The 17,570-nt window shown below is 53.8% G+C and carries 18 protein-coding genes and 1 pseudogene; 10 read left to right on the forward strand and 9 right to left on the reverse strand.

Going from position 1 to position 17,570, the window contains the following annotated elements:
• Positions 1-190 precede the first annotated feature (190 nt).
• The 4 genes from VSQ83_RS18195 to VSQ83_RS26815 form a co-directional block, all read right to left on the reverse strand.
• A complete protein-coding gene (locus tag VSQ83_RS18195) occupies positions 191-1,213 on the reverse strand; it encodes a hypothetical protein (RefSeq protein WP_326427293.1) in 1,023 nt (340 codons plus the stop codon).
• Positions 1,214-1,278: 65 nt separating this feature from the next.
• Positions 1,279-1,677: a hypothetical protein gene (locus tag VSQ83_RS18200; RefSeq protein ID WP_326427294.1), complete on the reverse strand. Its 399-nt coding sequence runs from the start codon at positions 1,675-1,677 to the stop codon at positions 1,279-1,281.
• Between the two features lie 393 nt (positions 1,678-2,070).
• Positions 2,071-2,865 carry a hypothetical protein gene (locus VSQ83_RS18205; RefSeq protein ID WP_326427295.1) on the reverse strand — a complete coding sequence of 265 codons (795 nt, stop codon included), beginning with the start codon at positions 2,863-2,865 and terminating at the stop codon, positions 2,071-2,073.
• 812 nt (positions 2,866-3,677) lie between these two features.
• Positions 3,678-4,118 (reverse strand): BRO-N domain-containing protein, encoded by a 441-nt coding sequence (locus VSQ83_RS26815; protein WP_442800236.1) that lies wholly within the window; start codon positions 4,116-4,118, stop codon positions 3,678-3,680.
• Between the two features lie 73 nt (positions 4,119-4,191).
• Here VSQ83_RS26815 and VSQ83_RS18210 point away from each other — a divergent pair, with 73 nt between their 5' ends.
• The gene (locus VSQ83_RS18210; RefSeq protein ID WP_078467895.1) at positions 4,192-4,437 is read left to right on the forward strand and encodes a protein L; all 246 of its coding nucleotides are present in this window, start codon (positions 4,192-4,194) and stop codon (positions 4,435-4,437) included.
• A 71-nt stretch (positions 4,438-4,508) separates the two neighbouring features.
• Here VSQ83_RS18210 and VSQ83_RS18215 read toward each other — a convergent pair whose 3' ends face one another.
• Complete coding sequence (locus tag VSQ83_RS18215; protein ID WP_442800237.1) at positions 4,509-5,948, reverse strand: tyrosine-type recombinase/integrase; 1,440 nt, start codon at positions 5,946-5,948, stop codon at positions 4,509-4,511.
• Positions 5,949-5,991: 43 nt separating this feature from the next.
• On the opposite strand from VSQ83_RS18215, the pseudogene VSQ83_RS18220 reads away from it, so the two are divergent.
• The 6 genes and pseudogenes from VSQ83_RS18220 to VSQ83_RS18245 form a co-directional block, all read left to right on the forward strand.
• Positions 5,992-6,174 (forward strand): annotated as a pseudogene (locus VSQ83_RS18220) (L-aspartate oxidase); the annotation flags it as partial.
• 304 nt (positions 6,175-6,478) lie between these two features.
• Positions 6,479-6,700, forward strand: a complete 222-nt coding sequence (locus VSQ83_RS18225; RefSeq protein WP_133077677.1) for a hypothetical protein — start codon at positions 6,479-6,481, stop codon at positions 6,698-6,700.
• The gene (locus tag VSQ83_RS18230; RefSeq protein WP_219262918.1) at positions 6,697-7,554 is read left to right on the forward strand and encodes a DUF4123 domain-containing protein; all 858 of its coding nucleotides are present in this window, start codon (positions 6,697-6,699) and stop codon (positions 7,552-7,554) included. Before VSQ83_RS18225 ends, VSQ83_RS18230 begins: the two co-directional genes overlap by 4 nt.
• Positions 7,551-8,324 (forward strand): hypothetical protein, encoded by a 774-nt coding sequence (locus VSQ83_RS18235; RefSeq protein WP_219262919.1) that lies wholly within the window; start codon positions 7,551-7,553, stop codon positions 8,322-8,324. The genes VSQ83_RS18230 and VSQ83_RS18235 overlap by 4 nt, the downstream gene beginning before the upstream one ends.
• Positions 8,325-8,336: 12 nt before the next feature.
• Positions 8,337-9,113: a hypothetical protein gene (locus VSQ83_RS18240; RefSeq protein ID WP_219262920.1), complete on the forward strand. Its 777-nt coding sequence runs from the start codon at positions 8,337-8,339 to the stop codon at positions 9,111-9,113.
• Between the two features lie 12 nt (positions 9,114-9,125).
• Positions 9,126-11,312 carry a lipase family protein gene (locus tag VSQ83_RS18245; protein WP_219262921.1) on the forward strand — a complete coding sequence of 729 codons (2,187 nt, stop codon included), beginning with the start codon at positions 9,126-9,128 and terminating at the stop codon, positions 11,310-11,312.
• Between the two features lie 10 nt (positions 11,313-11,322).
• Here the strand turns inward: VSQ83_RS18245 and VSQ83_RS18250 are convergent, their stop codons facing one another.
• Together VSQ83_RS18250 and VSQ83_RS18255 are read right to left on the reverse strand one after the other, a co-directional pair.
• Positions 11,323-11,775 carry a protein YgfX gene (locus VSQ83_RS18250; protein ID WP_219262922.1) on the reverse strand — a complete coding sequence of 151 codons (453 nt, stop codon included), beginning with the start codon at positions 11,773-11,775 and terminating at the stop codon, positions 11,323-11,325.
• A complete protein-coding gene (locus VSQ83_RS18255; RefSeq protein ID WP_003440597.1) occupies positions 11,759-12,013 on the reverse strand; it encodes an FAD assembly factor SdhE in 255 nt (84 codons plus the stop codon). The genes VSQ83_RS18250 and VSQ83_RS18255 overlap by 17 nt, the downstream gene beginning before the upstream one ends.
• Positions 12,014-12,151: 138 nt before the next feature.
• Between VSQ83_RS18255 and ygfZ the strand changes: the two genes are divergently transcribed.
• Positions 12,152-13,096: a CAF17-like 4Fe-4S cluster assembly/insertion protein YgfZ gene (ygfZ, locus tag VSQ83_RS18260; RefSeq protein ID WP_133077682.1), complete on the forward strand. Its 945-nt coding sequence runs from the start codon at positions 12,152-12,154 to the stop codon at positions 13,094-13,096.
• A gap of 30 nt (positions 13,097-13,126) precedes the next feature.
• The gene (locus tag VSQ83_RS18265; protein ID WP_133077683.1) at positions 13,127-13,930 is read left to right on the forward strand and encodes an HDOD domain-containing protein; all 804 of its coding nucleotides are present in this window, start codon (positions 13,127-13,129) and stop codon (positions 13,928-13,930) included.
• Positions 13,931-14,045: 115 nt separating this feature from the next.
• Here VSQ83_RS18265 and VSQ83_RS18270 read toward each other — a convergent pair whose 3' ends face one another.
• Together VSQ83_RS18270 and VSQ83_RS18275 are read right to left on the reverse strand one after the other, a co-directional pair.
• Positions 14,046-15,449, reverse strand: a complete 1,404-nt coding sequence (locus VSQ83_RS18270) for a sensor histidine kinase (RefSeq protein WP_133077684.1) — start codon at positions 15,447-15,449, stop codon at positions 14,046-14,048.
• Positions 15,442-16,113, reverse strand: a complete 672-nt coding sequence (locus VSQ83_RS18275) for a response regulator (RefSeq protein WP_133077685.1) — start codon at positions 16,111-16,113, stop codon at positions 15,442-15,444. Before VSQ83_RS18275 ends, VSQ83_RS18270 begins: the two co-directional genes overlap by 8 nt.
• A gap of 423 nt (positions 16,114-16,536) precedes the next feature.
• Here VSQ83_RS18275 and VSQ83_RS18280 point away from each other — a divergent pair, with 423 nt between their 5' ends.
• Complete coding sequence (locus VSQ83_RS18280; RefSeq protein ID WP_133077686.1) at positions 16,537-17,514, forward strand: Bug family tripartite tricarboxylate transporter substrate binding protein; 978 nt, start codon at positions 16,537-16,539, stop codon at positions 17,512-17,514.
• Positions 17,515-17,570 lie beyond the last annotated feature (56 nt).

The raw sequence follows: 17,570 nt of genomic DNA on the forward strand, positions 1-17,570 counted from the left end.
AGGCGCACCACTAACGACACACCACAGAAGACCCAATAGGCGTCCTGTAAGGTGATCGTCATATGGCCTCCTTTAATTGAACCGTTATACCATTACATAAAAATAAGGGAGACCCGAAGGCATCCCTAAAGTGAATCGTTACTGTGGTGCTATTTGTTATTGAATGATCTGACCAACCTCCCCTTCTTTATTAGGGAGCTGCTGTGAATACCAGTCGCTTGATCATCTTGAAGGGCACCATCTCGGTCTGAAGGCCATCAGAGTCCAGCTTGACCTTGACCATAGCGTTAGCCAGCAAGTCAAAGACACAACGGATCTCAAGGTCCCAACCCTGCTTAGCAGCATTACGGGTAGCCTCAACATTCCAGATGTTGCCATTACGACCACCACGGTAGCTCACGGAGGTGAACGACTTCGGCAACAGGTAGACACCATAGTCAGTGCCTGAGTAGGCCTGAACGTGGGTGCCCAAGAGGTCTGAAGCACTCTCAAGGCCAGCACGTTGAGCGGCACGGTTGAGCATGGGGGACATGGCTGATGGGATCAGAACAATGAAGTCAGCAACATCGACACCCACAGCAGGGTTAACGTGTTCTGAAAGCAGGTCTAAAAGGTCTTCTGCCTTCTCCACTGCTTTGCCTGTCAGGGCACCTACATACGAGGTGTCCACTGAAGGCGCACCCACAAGGGTCTTAGCAATCTGACCAGCCGCATGAAGCTCAATGTCCAACAGGAGCTTTTCACCTGTCTGCATCATGGAGCCTTCGGTGAAGCCTGCCTGAAGGGTGTGGTCCAGCATGGTGACTCGATGGCTGATCAGAATGGCCTTCTCAGCGGCCTCAGTGAAGATGAACTCACCGGCCAGCACAGGGGCCTTATCGACCACCTGATTGTCCCAGTTCTCACGAGGATCAAAAGTCACTGATTGATCAGCCAACAAGGCAATCTGTTGACCAGTAGCATTGGAGCCATAAGGACGAAACTCACAAGGGCTGGCCTCCATAGCCAACTTGCGCCAGTCTTCAGAGTTCAAATGCTCATCAAGAGCCTCACTCAGTGCCTCGATGTAAACAGAAGTATCAGCAGCAGCCAGGGAGTCTTTACGGATAGGACCCGCATTGAATTGGATCTGACCACCATTAACCTGATCGTACTCATCCGAAGTAATAGCAGTGGTAAACGAATCTGGTTTCTTGTTCTCAAAAGGTTTCATGTAGTTCTCCTAAAGTTGTATTGAGTTGCCCCTCTGTTATGAAGGGCTGTTTGATATATGCCTTGTTACCAGTCCACACCATTGCCGGAATTAGCACGGATAGCTTCACCGTGGGCTCTGGCTTGAGCAAACTTACGCTCACGCTCAAGGCGCTTCTCAGCTTGTTCACGTTGAGTCGGCATATGGACACGATCAGCGGCAGACTGAGCCAACACTTGGCGCTCCTGTTCGATACGGGACTGTTCTTGGCGTTGCTCAAAGAGGAACCGTGAGGCCTCAGGGACAGCACTAAGGGACAAGCCCGCATCATCGAAAGCCTCAGCTACCTTAGTGACCTTAACGCGATCCTTACTGGCCTGAGAGACCAACAAGGGCAACATGATGGACTCAGCAAAGGAACGGGTAATAACTTGACCGAACAACTCAACAGACTTAGGGGTTACATTAGTGATAATGATATGCATGATTTGAATGTCTCCTGACATTGGAAGGGAATCAGGCGCATAAGGAAGTAGACGACCAGAAAGGCGGAGACCAAACGTCTCTCCCTACTGATTCACTTCCAATGGCATCTCTGGATTTATATTGCGATAGCCCCATGCGCGGGACTTTAAGAACTTTAGGTGACACTTATTGTTATTATAGGCACTACTGGTTGACCCGACAGTGATTAGTCACCGTACTTACAGCCCACCCTTGCTAACTGATGTTCGACCCAAAGTCTCTTAGCGGACTCTGAGGGCCTGGGTATGCAATAGGCTCCCGCATTACGATCAACAGCCCTGATGGCATTATGAGCTTCTCTACGCATATTCTTGTAGGAGTCCATCAAGATGGTCTCAGTGTGACTAATGGGCTTAAGCATTACTCACCTGTTTACGAGCATAGGCAGCCCTTTGAATCTCATTAATAAAGTCATTGGAGACCTGAGCAGGAGTCCTTTTAGCAAGACGTTTCTTGGCAGTCAGCTCACGGACCCCCTCATTGATCTTTGAGGATCTTTCAGCCAGCCAATTCACACCCTTGGCAGTCACCCGCCAGCCTTCAAGATTCCCATGGAGTCCTTTGGCGCGCTTGAACAAACCCTCTTGGATACGCTTTTGGGATGGTTCAATAACATCATCCCCTTTGTTATGGTCAAACACCTTACGTAAAACACCGGCAGCCAGAAGAACATCTTTAGCTAAGCGGCTCTGTAGGACATTAGCGGCGCGACAGGCATCAGTCCAGGAGATACCAAGACCATCCGCCTTCTGCATCAAGGCCGAAGCCTTAGGCATATTGTCGGCCAATAGTGCATCCTTCTCGACCAACGCAATAGCAGCCATACGCGCAGACAAAACGGCATCGTTCCGCATGGTTACGAATGCATCAACAACTATTACATAGAAGTCCAAGGAGCACGACATAGCATAGGCAATGGTGGCCCGTTCGGTTGCATAGGTCCCACCTGTCCGGCCATCTAAACTATGCAAATCTGCACAGTTATCAAAGTAGTCACGATCACGTCCGCGCCATTGTGCGGGCGGCTTGGTCATCTCTGGAAGTTGCTTATTAATATCGGTAAGTGACCATAGACCCTCAGTGTTTGACTTAAAGGTGTGCCCTTCAATAACGATAGGCAACAACTCGGCTTGAGCATTGGTAAACATGGTGTCGTTACTCCTTTTGATTGCTCCCTGAGTTCGCTCCCACAGGCCAGCACAGAGACCCACGACAAGGGGACTGGCAAGTGGCACAGGGAACAATCAGAAAGACTCTGTTGATGTATCGACCATGCGACTGGTCGTAAAGGTGAGCAGTGTGTACTCTATCTGTGAGGGTTATTAAATGGCTAACCTCAGCAGCCTTGGTATGGACTCATAGTAGTGGTCATCATTGCGAAGCAAGACCCACAACTGAGACTGACTTAAAGACTGACCTCAAGCAATAACCATCACTGGTCTAAATCAATAAGTCCTGCCTTGACTCAAAGCTACTCCTTAGACACTTAAAGTCTAAAGCAAAGATTAATAGAAGATATTGTAGAGAGTTACTTCAGGTCCTCTTTAAGAACCTAAAGATAAAAGCCCCCTATTCACATACCAAAGCACAACCTGAGAGCCCCAAACTCAGATGTGACCAAGACACACTTGGCTTACTTTGATACATGCCTGTTCCGACTACAGGTTGACCCTAAAAAAGGAGTCTTGAGTGCCAAGCCGTGAGAACCACAGCAAGATCGGATAGCGCAGCCTTATGGCTACAATCAGGAGGCACCAAAAGATTTCTCTTGAGGTGTTTCCTTATGTGAGGGTTAATTAAACAGGTTGACTTATGGTGGAATGTTACGAAGATTTCAGTGCGACTCACAGGCAATAGTGAGGGTTTTTAAGTCCAGCCCTTCTTGGCACAGCGCTCCTACGTGGATTCTGCAAGGCTAAGCCCCTGCCCGACCCTCAGATTTCATTCAGGCCCTTGAGGGTTAAATAGCCATGTTCTCAATGAGCGCCCTCAAGTCCCCAAAGTCCATGCTGATCTGTTGGGCCTCGGGTGTCTTGCTGGCCCCTAAGTCATACGAGCCGGTCTTGCGGATGGACGGTAGGACTTCTTCAGTGACCCACTTACGGAATGGCTCAGAGGCCGGAGCGTGGCCCCTTAGGAGCATCTGATAGGTTTGGGACTCAGTGAACAGCGTAGAGTTTCTGTTAAAGACTCGACCACTTACATCAGTAGGGAGGACACCTTGATGGATTATCGAGGTCACTTGAAACAGCTTCAGGGTTGGCCCGAAGTCAGGACGTTGTGCTGCTTGGTGAACTGTGGCCGAGGAGTCATTGTAGCCAGCCACACGAGCCACCTGAGTAGCGATGAACAGGAGGCCATGCTCAGGGTGCCCGATTAGGACATCCAATTGGTTGCCCATGAAGCCCCACTAATAGCACTTTGCCTTTATAGGGTTTGTGTGCTCAATTACAAGCCCACCTAAGGAGATCCACATGGCTTACTACACAGATAAATCAGTTTTCCAAAAAATAACTAACCCTCATGAAATATGGGGAAAGGAGTTTGGCCCAGCCGAAATTGTTCCAGTTTCAGGCATATACCGCTGTACAGGATGTAACAAGGAGGTGACCTCCAATCATGGCGACAAATTCCCACCACAGAACCACCATCAGCACACATTATTAGCTGGCCCGATCAAGTGGAAAATTAATGTTTGGACGAATACCGAAGGGAAATAATCTAAGAAAACCCTCTATGCACCACGTTAAATAAGGGCATAGAGGGTTTCTTGTTCATCAAACCGCTTGGGTCAGGCTACCCCAAAGGCCGACTTCAAAGCCTCAGCCATACGCCCCACTTCTACAGCGCTCCCAGCACCATAAAGGTCATAACTGATCGACCCCGACGAGTGCCCCAAGATCGACTCAGCAGTTCCCACAGGGACCTCAGCGGCCTTCAAGGCACCAGCCAATGAGTGGCGTAACGAGTGGAATGTCTGTGTCCGATCAGCCTTCAGATCCAACACATCCCTAAGGGCCCCATTGAGCAGCCCTGAGAATTGACCAACGCCCAGCTTAAACAGCTTTGAGTCAGCCTTATCGGTGAAGGTAAGGAACGCTTGAAGGTCAAACCCATAGGCCCCATCGGTCAACGGTACGACCCGGACTGAATTATTGGTCTTGGCTGACTTGCCATCGTTCCTATTAATGTCGATGACCCATACATCAGCGACCTGCTTAACGTCCGACTTGGTCAACTGCCTTAGCTCCTCAATACGAGCCCCTGTGATGACCCCAAGGGACAATGCCCATCGTTGCCATGCATCTACCTGGAGTGTCTTCGAGTGATCCATCAGAGCCTGTACCTGATCCTGAGACAAGGCCTCACGAGAGCTATCAGCGTCCTTGGAGAGCTTCAGTCCCTTATCGAAACTCTTGTCGAGATAGCCGTTATGCACGGCCCAATCCATGACCGTTGATAGTCGGGTTAGGATCTTGTTCACAGTGGAACCTTTACGGTCCTCAAGGAGCTTAGCCTTAAGCGCCACCATATCGCCCCGTGTGTGGGTCTTCAGGTTCAACTCACCCAAAGCATCACCAACAACGGTACAGGTAGACCGAATATCACGCATGGTGCTGGCCTGTACGTTGTCCTTTTGTTCGGCCATGTAGAGCGCTGAAAGGGACTTAAAAGTCAGGCTGTTGGATGCACTTACAGATAGGGACACAGGCAAGTGACTAAAGCTATCGATATTTGACTGCTGATCTAATTTATCTATCAATCCCAGTAAGCCAGAGGAGTCCCCCTGTAGTCGCTCCTGAGCTGCAATCATTATCTGCTGACCCAATCCAACAGCTTTAGCCTGAGAGGCCGTGAGTGCTGCTGTAGAGCCTATGGCCTTCAGGTCTGACTGCATATCCGCATAGACCAATGCTTGAGAGTCCAACAGTTCCCATTCAGTAGGAGTTGAGAGCACACCCTCAGCAATCTCCTTGAGTCGGCCACTCAGCTCCTCCCAAGTTGCCTCAGGCTGGTCCAGATGGAAGGCCCTGAGCGTGGACTGTAAGAGCTTGCTGGTGGACATTGCGGACTGCCTATCAGATGAGCGAAGGGAGATCGTACAGGAGCACAAGGAGCCTACAGGTCTGACCCTGAGGTAATAGATACCTGATCGCCGATAGTGCCAAGGTTTGGCGAGCTTGGTTTGTGGCAGGAGTCTAACAGTTGGTGCTGTGAGTGAGATGGTCATCGGCTGAAACCCTTGTGTCCTTTGGGTTTAGCCTCATTCGGTCGAGTTCTACAGCAACTACAAAGTCAGCCGCGACCTGATCGAACTGCGCAACCTGGCACAAGTCGCCGAATTGATGATCTGCAGCGCCATGGCGCGTAAAGAATCACGCGGCCTGCATTACACCCTGGACTATCCAGAGATGCTGGCGCAGGCGAAGGATACGATCCTGACCCCGACCCGGTGAGGCACGTCAGGTACGAGAACGCGGCACCGCTCGAGACAGCGTTGCCGCGTTTTTTTTCACGGTGAACAACAGTCCCACCTGCAGCCAGGACAAGCGCGCCAGAGCGCAACCAGTCTGGCAACGCCCTCTCAAGCAGCATCCTGAATTAGCGACAGTTCCGGCAAGAACTAGGATACGTCCTACATATTTAACATCTAAACATTGCTAGCTTTTTCGGTTTTAGCTTTCCACGCGCACTACGGGCCAATCGTTCGCCTGCTCAGTGCCTGTGGTCCGCGCCATATGACTGAAAAAGGAACACTGGATGTTCAACCCACGCCCTCAAACCCGTTTCAACCTGACCGCAAGCGTCTTCAAGCACCCTTCCTTCGCCCACCAAAAATCCTTTAACGCGCCCTCTTGTTTTGACCTGGAACGGGTCAGCGAACGTCCTGATCTGGATATCGAAAGCCTGCAACCTCAAGTCCTTGAAAAGGGCCTCTCCAGCAAAAAAGGTGTTTGCCTGATTGAAGGAGCCGCAGCATGACCCAGATTGCGGCGCAACAATGGATGGCCGAGCAACGCCACCTCGGGCGCTCTGTATGTTTGATTCTGGACTCACTGGACGAACTCACCGCCCGTAACGGCCTGTTGAACAACAGGGCACCTGAGCTGTATTGCAGCATTTACCGCGAAACGCCGGCTGCCGATATGGCAGACAATGGGCCTTTTCTGTTTCTTATCGACAACCCTGAAGACAAGCACTTGAGCGAGTTGCTCAAAGCGCCTGAAAGGAACTGGGGCTGGCTTGCCAGTGTTGCACCTGAGGCAGGGCTACAGGCGCTGGTCAAACATTGGCGCGACCGCATGATTTTCGGCGTCCGGCCCCATCGAGGGATTTATCGTTTCCATGACAACCGGGTGCTGGCCCGCGCCCTGAAGCACTTAACCACTGCAACGGTTGCGGGGTATTTAGGACCCGCGATCAGCGTCTGCTACTGGCAAGGGGAGCACTGGGAAACACTCAGCAACCCGGCACCGGGCAACTATCCAGCTCCTGAAAGCCCTGTCTGGAATGACTTTCCCATGGAGGCCGATCAGCGCGCCAGCACGCGCGAAGCCAATGCCCACCGCTACCTGCTGGCCAGGCATCTTGAAGCCTATGCCCGAATTGCCGAACAACAAGACCCGGAACTATGGCTCAGTACTCTATTGGCCCAGGCCAACACCTGGGGTTGGCAGGCGTCTGAGCAGTTGGAGTTTTTGCTCGTTCAGCGTTTAAAGACTACCACTGACCCACTTGCACAGCGCTGGGAGGCGCGCCCTGGTGAAAGTCCTGATGCTCATTTCCAGCGAGTTTTTCAGGAAGTGCAGTTTTGGCAAGGCGATGGCCCTTTATGAAAGCAATGATTAAAGCGCTGTTCCTGGGGACCTGCGCACTGTCAACGACTGGATGTTTTGCTGACAAGTCAGACAGTTTTATTTTTACGGCTGATCTGCCTCCAAGTTTTGCTTATTACGCAGTGGCCAAGTACGCGCCCGCCAAGGGAGAAACTTGTACGGCCACCCTTGATGACAATCCATACCTCGGTTTCAACAGAGAGTGGCGAACAGCATACAAACCAGAATCTGAAATACCGATTTACCGCACAGTCAAAGGCTGCAGACTGGCCATCTATAAAATCGACCTGGAAATCAATGCCACTTATGGAAAAACTCGAGGAGACTTCAGCACCGAAACAACAGCCGTTATTATTCGAGAAAAACTAGAAGAGCAATATAAAGGAGCTTTCGATACCAAAGGAGAAAGCACCATTAATGGTCAATGCCAATGGCTGTTTCGCACAATCGGACCAGACAGTTACATCACAAAACTCCTCGACTGCAAAAAAATTGACGATAAAGGTTTGGTGACTAAAGGACGACCCGTAGGGGCTTACACCCTAGATCAACTACCGGGTAAAACTGTGAGACTGAAGATAAATTTGGCCAATGAGGAAAGGCCTTCAATTGGCAATACTTGGCTGAGGTTTCCTAATGGTTGGAAACGTTGCATGGGCACAGGCATGGAAGACCAATATGCATTCTGCCGTAAAAACCAAAAAGACTTCAGCACTTTTCTCATGCCCGGCGGAAAGCAGTGCTCTATCTATCCTGGCTGCATAGAATAAGGAAATTACCCAATGACAGTAATATTTAAAGGCGGCGTTTTGGGTTCTTGTGTGGCCCTGGTAGCAGGGTGCGCCATGGGCAAATCGGAAAGTTTTACCTTTACGGCTGATCTGCCTCCCAATTTCACTTACGAAGCAGTGGCCAAATATGCCCCCATCAAGGGGGAAACCTGCACCGTTAAAAAGCCTCATGTTGGCTATAACCAAAGATGGCGCCTTGGCCATAGAGAAATATACAAACTCGATCAAGAAACCCCCATCTATCGGACTGTAGAGGGCTGTCGGGTCGCTATTTATCGCATTGAACTCTTCATCTACGGTTCTTATGGAAAAGACCGTGGAGACTCCAGTAGAGACTCAGCGATGGTTATCGTTCGCGAGGAACTGGAAGAACAATATAAAGAAACTTTTGATGTTAGTGGAGAAAGCGCCATAAATGGTCAATGCCAATGGCTGTTTCGGACAGTAGGCCCCAAGCGATATATAAGAAAACTCCTCGACTGCAAAAAAATTGACAATCAAGGCTTGGTGACTAAAGGACGACCCGTAGGGACTTACACCTTGGATCAACTACCAGGTAAAACTGTGAAGCTAAAAATCAAGTTGGCCGATGAAGAAAGACCCGGCTGGGGAGATACATGGGTCAAGTTCCCCAATGGCTGGAAACGCTGTATGGGAAAAAGCTTTGAGGATCAAGACGCATATTGCTTCGGAAACCACAAAGAATTTAGCAGTTTCAAAATGCCTGATGGGCGTAGCTGCACTATTTATCCTGGCTGCACTGAATAAGGACACTAAAATATGACCACTTTTGATGAAGAGGTGAAACACCCGCTAAACAGTCGTATGTTTGCCTGTCCTACTCAAGGCAAATGGACACGTTTTCAGTTGGTTGACGAAAATGGCGAAGGGCAACCTTATGCTGGACTTGCCTATAAGGTAATCGATGCGGAAGGACAGGTATACGAGGGTAAATTAGACGACACAGGAACAGGCAAGGTAGAAAACCACTTTGGAGGCCCAATAGCTTTGATTTTAGAAGCGCATTATCAAGGGCAAGAGCTGGCCTATGTACGCCGAATACAAAGGCCCCACTACCCACTTCCAATAACTGACCTCCAGGTTCGTGCCGAACAAACCCGTTACTTTCATAACGACGGCTCACGCACTCAAAGTAACCCCGCCCAAGCCAGTGCAGATTTTTTCTGCCAAGTTGAAGTTCGCCATCTGGTTAAACATGTCGCACATTTACCGCCCGAGGTTGAAGCTCACTATCCGCCCAATAAACACTGGGCCAAGCTTATGCGCGAGCATGGAAAACAGGGCGTCTGCCTGCTTCCAAATAAACATAACGTACTGGAAATGCGCCCTTTACGGGCCCTGCGCCCGATGCTCTCCACCGACTCGCAGTTCTGTGCGCTGAATCTGTATCAGCTCTCCCTTATGACCACCTTGAGCTACAACCCGTTTGGTCAGCAGCCTGATAAGACGCCCATCAGGGCGAAGGCTGTAAGTTTCCCTGTACAGCCGAGCATGGGTAACTGGTTTGGCGACGCTCTGGCCAGGTTTGATGAAATCTGGAAAGTAGACCCTGGACAAACCAGTGCCTACTACCCGCTATATGAAGATGTACCGTACTCAAAACGCCTGGAAATCGTGCCGTTTGATCCTGATCTGTACCCATCGAATAGCCCGGATCTGGAAGATAAACAAGAACACCCGGCCAGCATTCACTTTCTCGATGATCGAGAGCAAATTAATAGTACTGACACCCAGGCCTTTATCACCCATAACGACGAGTTCATGCTGATTTCTGTACGCGGTACCAATGAAATACTAGCGGATGGACTTAGGGATGCAGATGCGCTCCAAGTCCCTTTTGTTGAAGGCGTCGGCAAGGTTCACCGTGGATTCTATGAAGCGGCACTGAAAGTCTATGACCTCACGGCCAACTATCTCGAGAAGTTTTACACCGGACAGAAGCTAATCATTTGCGGCCACAGCCTGGGTGGGGCAATTTCCTTACTGCTCTCGGAGATGCTGCGGCGCCAGAAAGAATATGAAGTCGACATCGTGCTGTACACCTACGGCGCCCCAAGAGCAGCAGACAGCACTTTTGTAAAAGGCGCTGCCGACCTGGTGCATTACCGCATGGTCAACCATAACGACCCGGTACCCAGCGTGCCGGCACCCTGGATGAACACCAAGCCCAGGGTGTACCTCCCGGGAGCGGCACTCACTTTCTTTAACGCGCCTCTGGGCATCGCAGGCTTTGTCGCGGGCATTGCCAACTTGACCGGCGAGCCTTACGAGCATCACGGCACCTTGCAACACTTTATGCCGGTAGCGTTCGGCGCAAACAAAATGTCCTCGATTATGTGGGAACCCGGCTGCGACACCATTACCGAGCATGCGGCCTGTACTCTGGCCATTCATCAGAACAATGGGCTACCTGAAAGATCGGGGTTCATTTCCCAGATTTTTGACGCGGACAACCATTCAATGGTCGGCGGCTATATCCCCGGTTGCTGGGCTGCCCTGCGGCGTTGGCAAGAAGCCCTGAAACTCAAGCGCTCTCTGGTGACCTATGATGAGTTCGAGCACATCAGAATTGCTCTGGCAACAATCACGGAACAACTGCGCTCCAAGCGCCGCATGCTCAGCGACTCTCCTACCCCCTACAACCGGGCCATCGAACTGACCATCGATGCGCTCAATCGTGAGATCGACAAGGTACACATGACCTTCGAGCGCTTGAAACGCCTGCAGCAAAGCACAATCAACGAGGCCCGTGTTTACGGCGCGTTTTCAACACAGCCCGACCTGCTGTCAGAGTGCCTGTTGCGCTGGGATGCTCATCCGGAAAACAAGGTCCCGGAACAACTGGCCATGGCCCCCACCGCAGACGCCAATCATGAACGGTTGGGCTTGCTCCACGGACGCGTCATTGGTACGCCCTTTACCGTCAGTATTGATTCACTGTTCTAGGCCCTGGGCACTATTCGGGTGCCAGCCACCTACGCCGACTGAACTTCAGTCGCACGCGCAAGCGTCGGTGCTGATCCGGCGCCAGCGCATCTGCCGGGATGCACACCGCCCGCACCCGCCACTCATCGCGTACACGAAAGCGCACGATCACGACCCAGGGCAGCGCCAGGCTGTCACGGCGCAACTGCACGGCCTGCCAGCCCTTGTCACGACTCCATAACTGCCAGCCATCGGCATCATGGCGCAATCGGGTTACGGCACTGGCGTGGGTCAGTCGAATATGCCGTGGCAGCGCCCAAACCCCATGGGCCAGGCACAACAATGCGCCAAGCACACGTGCCCAGACAGGTATTGAAAGAAGGCAGATTGAGATCAGCGCCAGGGCCTGGGCTGCAAGATAAGCCGCCAGCAATTGCCCGCAGGCATGCCAGCGGCATTCAAAACAATTACTTGGGCTGGACACGATCCAGAATCATGCGAACCATGCGCTGCAGCTCAGGGTCTTCAGACTCGGCGCGCTCCATGAACCAGCCAAACATGTCCTGGTCTTCACATTCCAGCAGCTTGCGATAGCATTCACGGTCCACGTCGTTAAGGGTGGCGTACACCTCCTTGACGAAAGGCACCAGCAGCACGTCCAGTTCAAGCATGCCGCGACGGCTGTGCCAGTAGAGACGATTGAGTTCAACATCTTCGACCATGGAGCGCTCCTCAAATAGAGCGCAAGTATACAGGCCGATCCGTCATAGAACAGTCGGCTTTGGTCGGCCCCTGGAACTACCCATTTGCAGGGCACACCTCTATGATGTGTCCCAGACATTTTTTACCTGCGATGACCCATGGCCGACTCTGCTTTTTTCTGCACTCTGAACCACGAAGGCATTCTTGCTGTGATCGGCAACGACGCCAGCAAGTTTCTGCAAGGCCAGTTGACCTGCAACCTCAACTACCTGAGTGAAACCCGCTCGAGCCTGGGGGCCCGCTGCACGCAAAAAGGCCGCATGCAGTCCAGTTTTCGCATCGTGCTGCAGGACAACGGCTGTCTGCTGGCGATGGCTCGCGAGCTGGTTGAACCCCAGTTGGCAGACCTGAAAAAATACGCGGTGTTTTCCAAATCCAAATTGACCGACGACAGCGCCAACTGGGTTCGCTTTGGCCTGTACCAGGCGGACGCGGTACTGCAAAGCCTGGGCCTGAACCTGCCTGCCGAAACCGACAGCGTTGCTCGTGCCAGCGATTTGATCGCCATTCGCGCCTCCGAAGACCGTGCTGAGCTGTGGGCTCCTGTGGAGCAGACCGAAAGCCTGGTCCAGCACTTGAAAACGCAACTGGTTGAGGCCGATCTCAATGAATGGTTGCTGGGCCAGGTACGCGCAGGCATTGGCCAGGTCATGCCCCAGACCCGCGAACTGTTTATTCCGCAGATGATCAACCTGCAAGCCGTGGGCGGTGTCAGCTTCAAAAAAGGTTGCTATACCGGCCAGGAAATCGTCGCCCGCATGCAATACCTGGGCAAGCTCAAACGCCATCTTTACCGTTTGTCGCTGGAGGCGGGTCATGATGTCCCGGCGCCCGGCACCCCTCTGTTCTCCCCTACCCACACCAGCTCCGTAGGCGAAGTAGTGCTTGGGGCCAAAGCAGAGAACGGGATCGAGTTGCTGGCCGTCCTGACCTCCGATGCCGCGCAAGCGGGGGATATTCACGTGGGCGACTTGCAAGGCCCTGGCCTTTCGCTGCTTGAGCTGCCGTATCAACTGGACCGTGATCGCGAGATCCAGCGTTGATTGCCACACATCGAAATACCCCCTAGAGAAATGAGCATGCTGGCGCGCAGAGTCCAAATGGACTTGATCAAGGCCATTGATAGAGATGATCTGGTTTTACCAACGCTGCCTGAAGTGGCGTTGAACATCCGCAAGGCAGCTGAAAACCCTGAAATCAGCGTCAGCCACTTGAGCAAGGTCATCGGTCGCGACACCGCGCTGTCCGCACGCCTGATCAAAGTGGTCAACAGCCCGATGCTGCGTGCCACCCGGGAGGTCACTGACCTGCACACCGCGATCACGCGCCTGGGAGTCAACTACAGCAGCAATCTGGCGATCGGGCTGGTCATGGAGCAAATCTTCCATGCCCGCTCGGAAGTCGTTGAGCAAAAAATGCGCGATGTATGGCGTCAAAGCCTGGAGGTGGCAGGGATTTGCTACACCCTGTGCCGCCGCCATACCTCGCTCAAGCCCGACCAGGCGGCACTGGGTGGCCTGGTGCATCAAATCGGCGTGCTGCCCATCCTGACCTACGCCGAAGAGAACAACGAACTGCTCTCCGACCCGATTTCACTCAATCACGTCATTGAAAGCATTCACCCGCTGATTGGCGACAAATTGCTGGCGGGGTGGGAGTTCCCGGAAATGCTGTTAAAGGTTCCGGGCCAGTATCAGGACTTTTCTCGCGAATCCAAAAACATCGACTACATCGACCTTGTTCAAATCGCGACCGTGTTCATGCAACAGGACATCGACAAGCTGAACGCCCTGCCCGCCTTCAAGCACCTGGGGCTGGATGCAGGCGATGCAAAATTTGAACAGCAGCTCAATGACGCACGCGGAATGTTTATCTAGGCCAGCAGCTGGCTTTGTGGGAGCGGGCTTGCTCGCGATGGCATCAGCGCAGTCTTTCAGTCAAACCGGGTCGCCTGGATCGCAGGCAAACCGGCTCCCACACAAAACACGCCTGCTACTGCACCCGCCCGCCATTGGCCGGCACGAAACTGACCCGCACTTTCAACCCGCCCTGGGCACCGTCATGCAGGCTGATGTGTGCCAGGTGAGCGCGACAGATATCGCCCACAATCGCCAGGCCCAACCCCGACCCCGCCACGTGTGAATTGCGTCGATAGAAGCGTTCAAAAACCCGTTCGCGGTCTTCAAGAGGAATCCCCGGACCGTCATCTTCGACTTCCAGTATCGCGGGCGAATTGACTCGCAAAATAATATTGCTACCCGATGGCGAGTGGGCCATGGCGTTGTCCACCAGATTGCTCAGCAGTTCATGCAGCAACGTGGGCTCACCGTACAACCACACCGGCTGGTCGGCCTCAAGCGCCAGCGCAAAACCCCGGGCATGGGCCAGCGGTGCCATTGCCATCCCCAGCTCGCGGGCCAACTGGCTGAGGTCGAGCAACTGCGCCCCCCCTTCGGCGATGGCGCGGGCGCCATTTTCAATACGCGCCAGCGACAGTAGCTGATTGGCCATGTGGGTCAGGCGGTCAGTGCCCTGGGTCGCCTGCTCGAGCGTATTGCGCCAGGTCGACGGATCATTGGCGCGCAAACCCAGCTCAAGCTGGGCCTTGAGCACCGCCAGGGGTGTACGCAGCTCATGGGCGGCATCTGCAATAAACTGCGCCTGACGCTTGAATTGACTGCGCAAGCGCTCGGTAAAGTGATTGAGCGCCTGAACCAATGGCCGCAACTCTCGCTGTACCGAGACCAGCGGCAAGGGTCGCAAGTCATCCATCTCACGCTCCTCAACGGCTGTGCGCAAACGCTCCAGCGGGCGTAAAGCGGCACTGACGGCAAACCACACGACCAACAACGCCCCCAGCCCCAGCATGCCCAAACGCAGCAAGGTATCCGCCATCAAGCTGCGCGCCATGGCCACCCGGGCCTCATCGGTTTCGGCGACGCGGATTTCCGCCATGCCATTCATGCTGGGTTCGGTGACGGCCTTGAGCAAACTCACGACCCGCACGTTCTGCCCCAGGTAGGTGCCGTTATAGAAACGCGCCAACGCCGGGTAATCATCGGTACGCGGCGTGCCCGGTGGCGGAGCAGGCAGGTTTTCATAACCTGAAATCAGGTGCTGATGGATATCGTTGACCTGATAGTAGATTCGGCCCGCACTGTCGTAGGCAAACGTATCAAGGGCAACGTAGGGAACATCTGCGCTCAGGGTGCCATCACGTTGTGAAAGGCCTGCAGAAATGGTTCGGGCCGAGGCCAGCAAGGTTCGGTCGTACGCCGTGTCGGCGGCCTCACGACCATTGAAATAGGCGCTCAGCCCACTAGCCAGCATCAAGACAACCAGCAACAGCGTGAGGTGCCAGAGCAGGCTCCAGCGCAAGCTGTCGAGTTTAAACATCGCGGCTTTCCAGCAAGTACCCCAGGCCCCTGAAGGTCACAATCGCCACCGCCTGGCCGTCGAGCTTCTTGCGCAAGCGGTGAATATAGATTTCGATGGCGTCAGGACTCGCTTCCTCGTCCAGGCCAAACACTTGAGCCGCCAGCTGCTCCTTGCTCATGACCCTTCCCGGCCGTGCAATCAGCGCTTCGAGCACGGCTTGCTCGCGAGAGGTCAGGGTCAGCAGCTCATCACCCAGGGAAAAGCGTCGGGTGCCCAGGTCGTACACCAGGGACCCGCATTGCTGCTGGCGTTCGCCGCCCAACACGCTACGGCGCAACAGCGCTTTGACCCGCGCCTCCAGCTCGGTCAGCTCAAAGGGCTTGGCCAGGTAATCATCGGCCCCGAGGTTGAGCCCATGAACCCGGTCCTTTACGTCACTACGCGCCGTCAACATCAACACCGGCAAGGTTTTGCCACGGGCACGCAAACGCGCCAGCACTTCAAAACCGTTCATGCGCGGCAATCCCACATCCAGAATCGCCACTGCATATTCTTCACTGCTCAAGGCCAGGTCGGCGGCCACGCCATCGTGCAGTACATCCACGGTCAGGCCTGTGCCTTTCAAGGCCTGGGCAACACTCTCGGCCAGCTGTAGCTGATCTTCGACCAAAAGCACACGCATCGTGTTTACCTCAATTTTTTTGTCCGGGCCGCAGCCTTTTGTGCGCGGAGTGTACAGACGACAGGAGTGCTGTGAAGCCCAAAAACAGGGAATGTCTACTGAAAGGTTAGCGAAAGGTTGACGAGCTAGCATCGCGAGACTGACAGGAATCTCTGTTGCCGTTATGCACAGCACAACGGCCCGAAAAACGCCTTGAAGCGTTTTCGTCAATAAGAACAATAACGGAGCACCCCATGCTGACTTATCAGTCCAAGACCTCTCGCTTCTGTATTTCTTGCGTGTCCGATACTCCCCTCGCGGCCCCTGCGAGTGGCTTTCTGCCATCTGCACGTTCTACGTAACGCGGGTGGAGCACGGCTCTGCGCCAACGATTCCAAGCAACAAAAAATGCCCTATAAAAACAAAAGCTCCTGAGGAGACGATATGAAACTTCCCCTGCGCACCCTGGCACTCGCTGCCGGCTGCATGCTGTTCACCGGCCAGCTCATGGCCGAGCCAAAACGTCCTGAATGCATTGCCCCGGCCTCCCCAGGCGGCGGTTTTGACCTGACCTGCAAACTGGCTCAAAGCGCACTGGTGAACGAAAAGCTGCTGAGCAAACCCATGCGCGTGACCTACATGCCCGGTGGCGTGGGCGCCGTTGCCTATAACGCCGTGGTCGCCCAGCGCCCGGCCGATGGTGGCACCCTGGTCGCCTGGTCCAGCGGCTCATTGCTCAACCTGGCGCAGGGCAAATTCGGTCGTTTCGATGAAGGTGCCGTGCGCTGGCTGGCTGCTGTCGGCACCAGCTACGGAGCGATTGCGGTGAAAAACGACTCGCCCTACAAAAATCTCGACGATCTGGTTCAAGCACTGAAGAAAGATCCGAGCAAAGTGGTGATTGGTTCGGGCGGCACGGTGGGCAGCCAGGACTGGATGCAAACGGCACTGATTGCCAAGGCTGCCGGGATCAACCCCCGCGACCTGCGTTATGTGGCACTGGAAGGTGGTGGTGAAATCGCCACAGCGTTGCTGGGCGGCCATATCCAGGTCGGCAGCACGGACATTTCCGACTCCATGCCGCATATCCAGAGCGGCGACATGCGCCTGCTGGCGGTGTTCGCCAACGAACGCCTGGACGAGCCGGAGATGAAGGACATTCCGACCGCCAAAGAGCAGGGCTATGACATTGTCTGGCCCGTGGTGCGCGGCTTCTACCTGGGGCCGAAGGTCAGCGACGAGGATTACGCCTGGTGGAAAGCGGCTTTCGACAAGCTGCTGGTCTCCGAAGAGTTCAACACCCTGCGCGATCAGCGAGAGCTGTTCCCGTTTGCCATGACCGGCCCGGAGCTGGACACCTACGTCAAAAAGCAGGTGGCTGACTACAAAGTCCTGGCCCAGGAATTTGGCCTCATTCAGTAAGCCTTACTGACCGGTAACCGGGCCACGATCCTTCGCAGGCCCGGTTCAGGAGTGAA

The organism is Pseudomonas sp. DSV-1, assembly GCF_035830915.1.
Taxonomy (GTDB): domain Bacteria; phylum Pseudomonadota; class Gammaproteobacteria; order Pseudomonadales; family Pseudomonadaceae; genus Aquipseudomonas.

Coding starts and splice junctions, on each gene's coding strand:
- VSQ83_RS18195 (WP_326427293.1), bottom strand. CDS start 1,213: ATGAAACCTTTTGAGAACAAGAAACCAGATTCGTTTACCACTGCTATT.
- VSQ83_RS18200 (WP_326427294.1), bottom strand. CDS start 1,677: ATGCATATCATTATCACTAATGTAACCCCTAAGTCTGTTGAGTTGTTC.
- VSQ83_RS18205 (WP_326427295.1), bottom strand. CDS start 2,865: ATGTTTACCAATGCTCAAGCCGAGTTGTTGCCTATCGTTATTGAAGGG.
- VSQ83_RS26815 (WP_442800236.1), bottom strand. CDS start 4,118: ATGGGCAACCAATTGGATGTCCTAATCGGGCACCCTGAGCATGGCCTC.
- VSQ83_RS18210 (WP_078467895.1), top strand. CDS start 4,192: ATGGCTTACTACACAGATAAATCAGTTTTCCAAAAAATAACTAACCCT.
- VSQ83_RS18215 (WP_442800237.1), bottom strand. CDS start 5,948: ATGACCATCTCACTCACAGCACCAACTGTTAGACTCCTGCCACAAACC.
- VSQ83_RS18225 (WP_133077677.1), top strand. CDS start 6,479: ATGTTCAACCCACGCCCTCAAACCCGTTTCAACCTGACCGCAAGCGTC.
- VSQ83_RS18230 (WP_219262918.1), top strand. CDS start 6,697: ATGACCCAGATTGCGGCGCAACAATGGATGGCCGAGCAACGCCACCTC.
- VSQ83_RS18235 (WP_219262919.1), top strand. CDS start 7,551: ATGAAAGCAATGATTAAAGCGCTGTTCCTGGGGACCTGCGCACTGTCA.
- VSQ83_RS18240 (WP_219262920.1), top strand. CDS start 8,337: ATGACAGTAATATTTAAAGGCGGCGTTTTGGGTTCTTGTGTGGCCCTG.
- VSQ83_RS18245 (WP_219262921.1), top strand. CDS start 9,126: ATGACCACTTTTGATGAAGAGGTGAAACACCCGCTAAACAGTCGTATG.
- VSQ83_RS18255 (WP_003440597.1), bottom strand. CDS start 12,013: ATGGTCGAAGATGTTGAACTCAATCGTCTCTACTGGCACAGCCGTCGC.
- ygfZ (WP_133077682.1), top strand. CDS start 12,152: ATGGCCGACTCTGCTTTTTTCTGCACTCTGAACCACGAAGGCATTCTT.
- VSQ83_RS18265 (WP_133077683.1), top strand. CDS start 13,127: ATGAGCATGCTGGCGCGCAGAGTCCAAATGGACTTGATCAAGGCCATT.
- VSQ83_RS18270 (WP_133077684.1), bottom strand. CDS start 15,449: ATGTTTAAACTCGACAGCTTGCGCTGGAGCCTGCTCTGGCACCTCACG.
- VSQ83_RS18275 (WP_133077685.1), bottom strand. CDS start 16,113: ATGCGTGTGCTTTTGGTCGAAGATCAGCTACAGCTGGCCGAGAGTGTT.
- VSQ83_RS18280 (WP_133077686.1), top strand. CDS start 16,537: ATGAAACTTCCCCTGCGCACCCTGGCACTCGCTGCCGGCTGCATGCTG.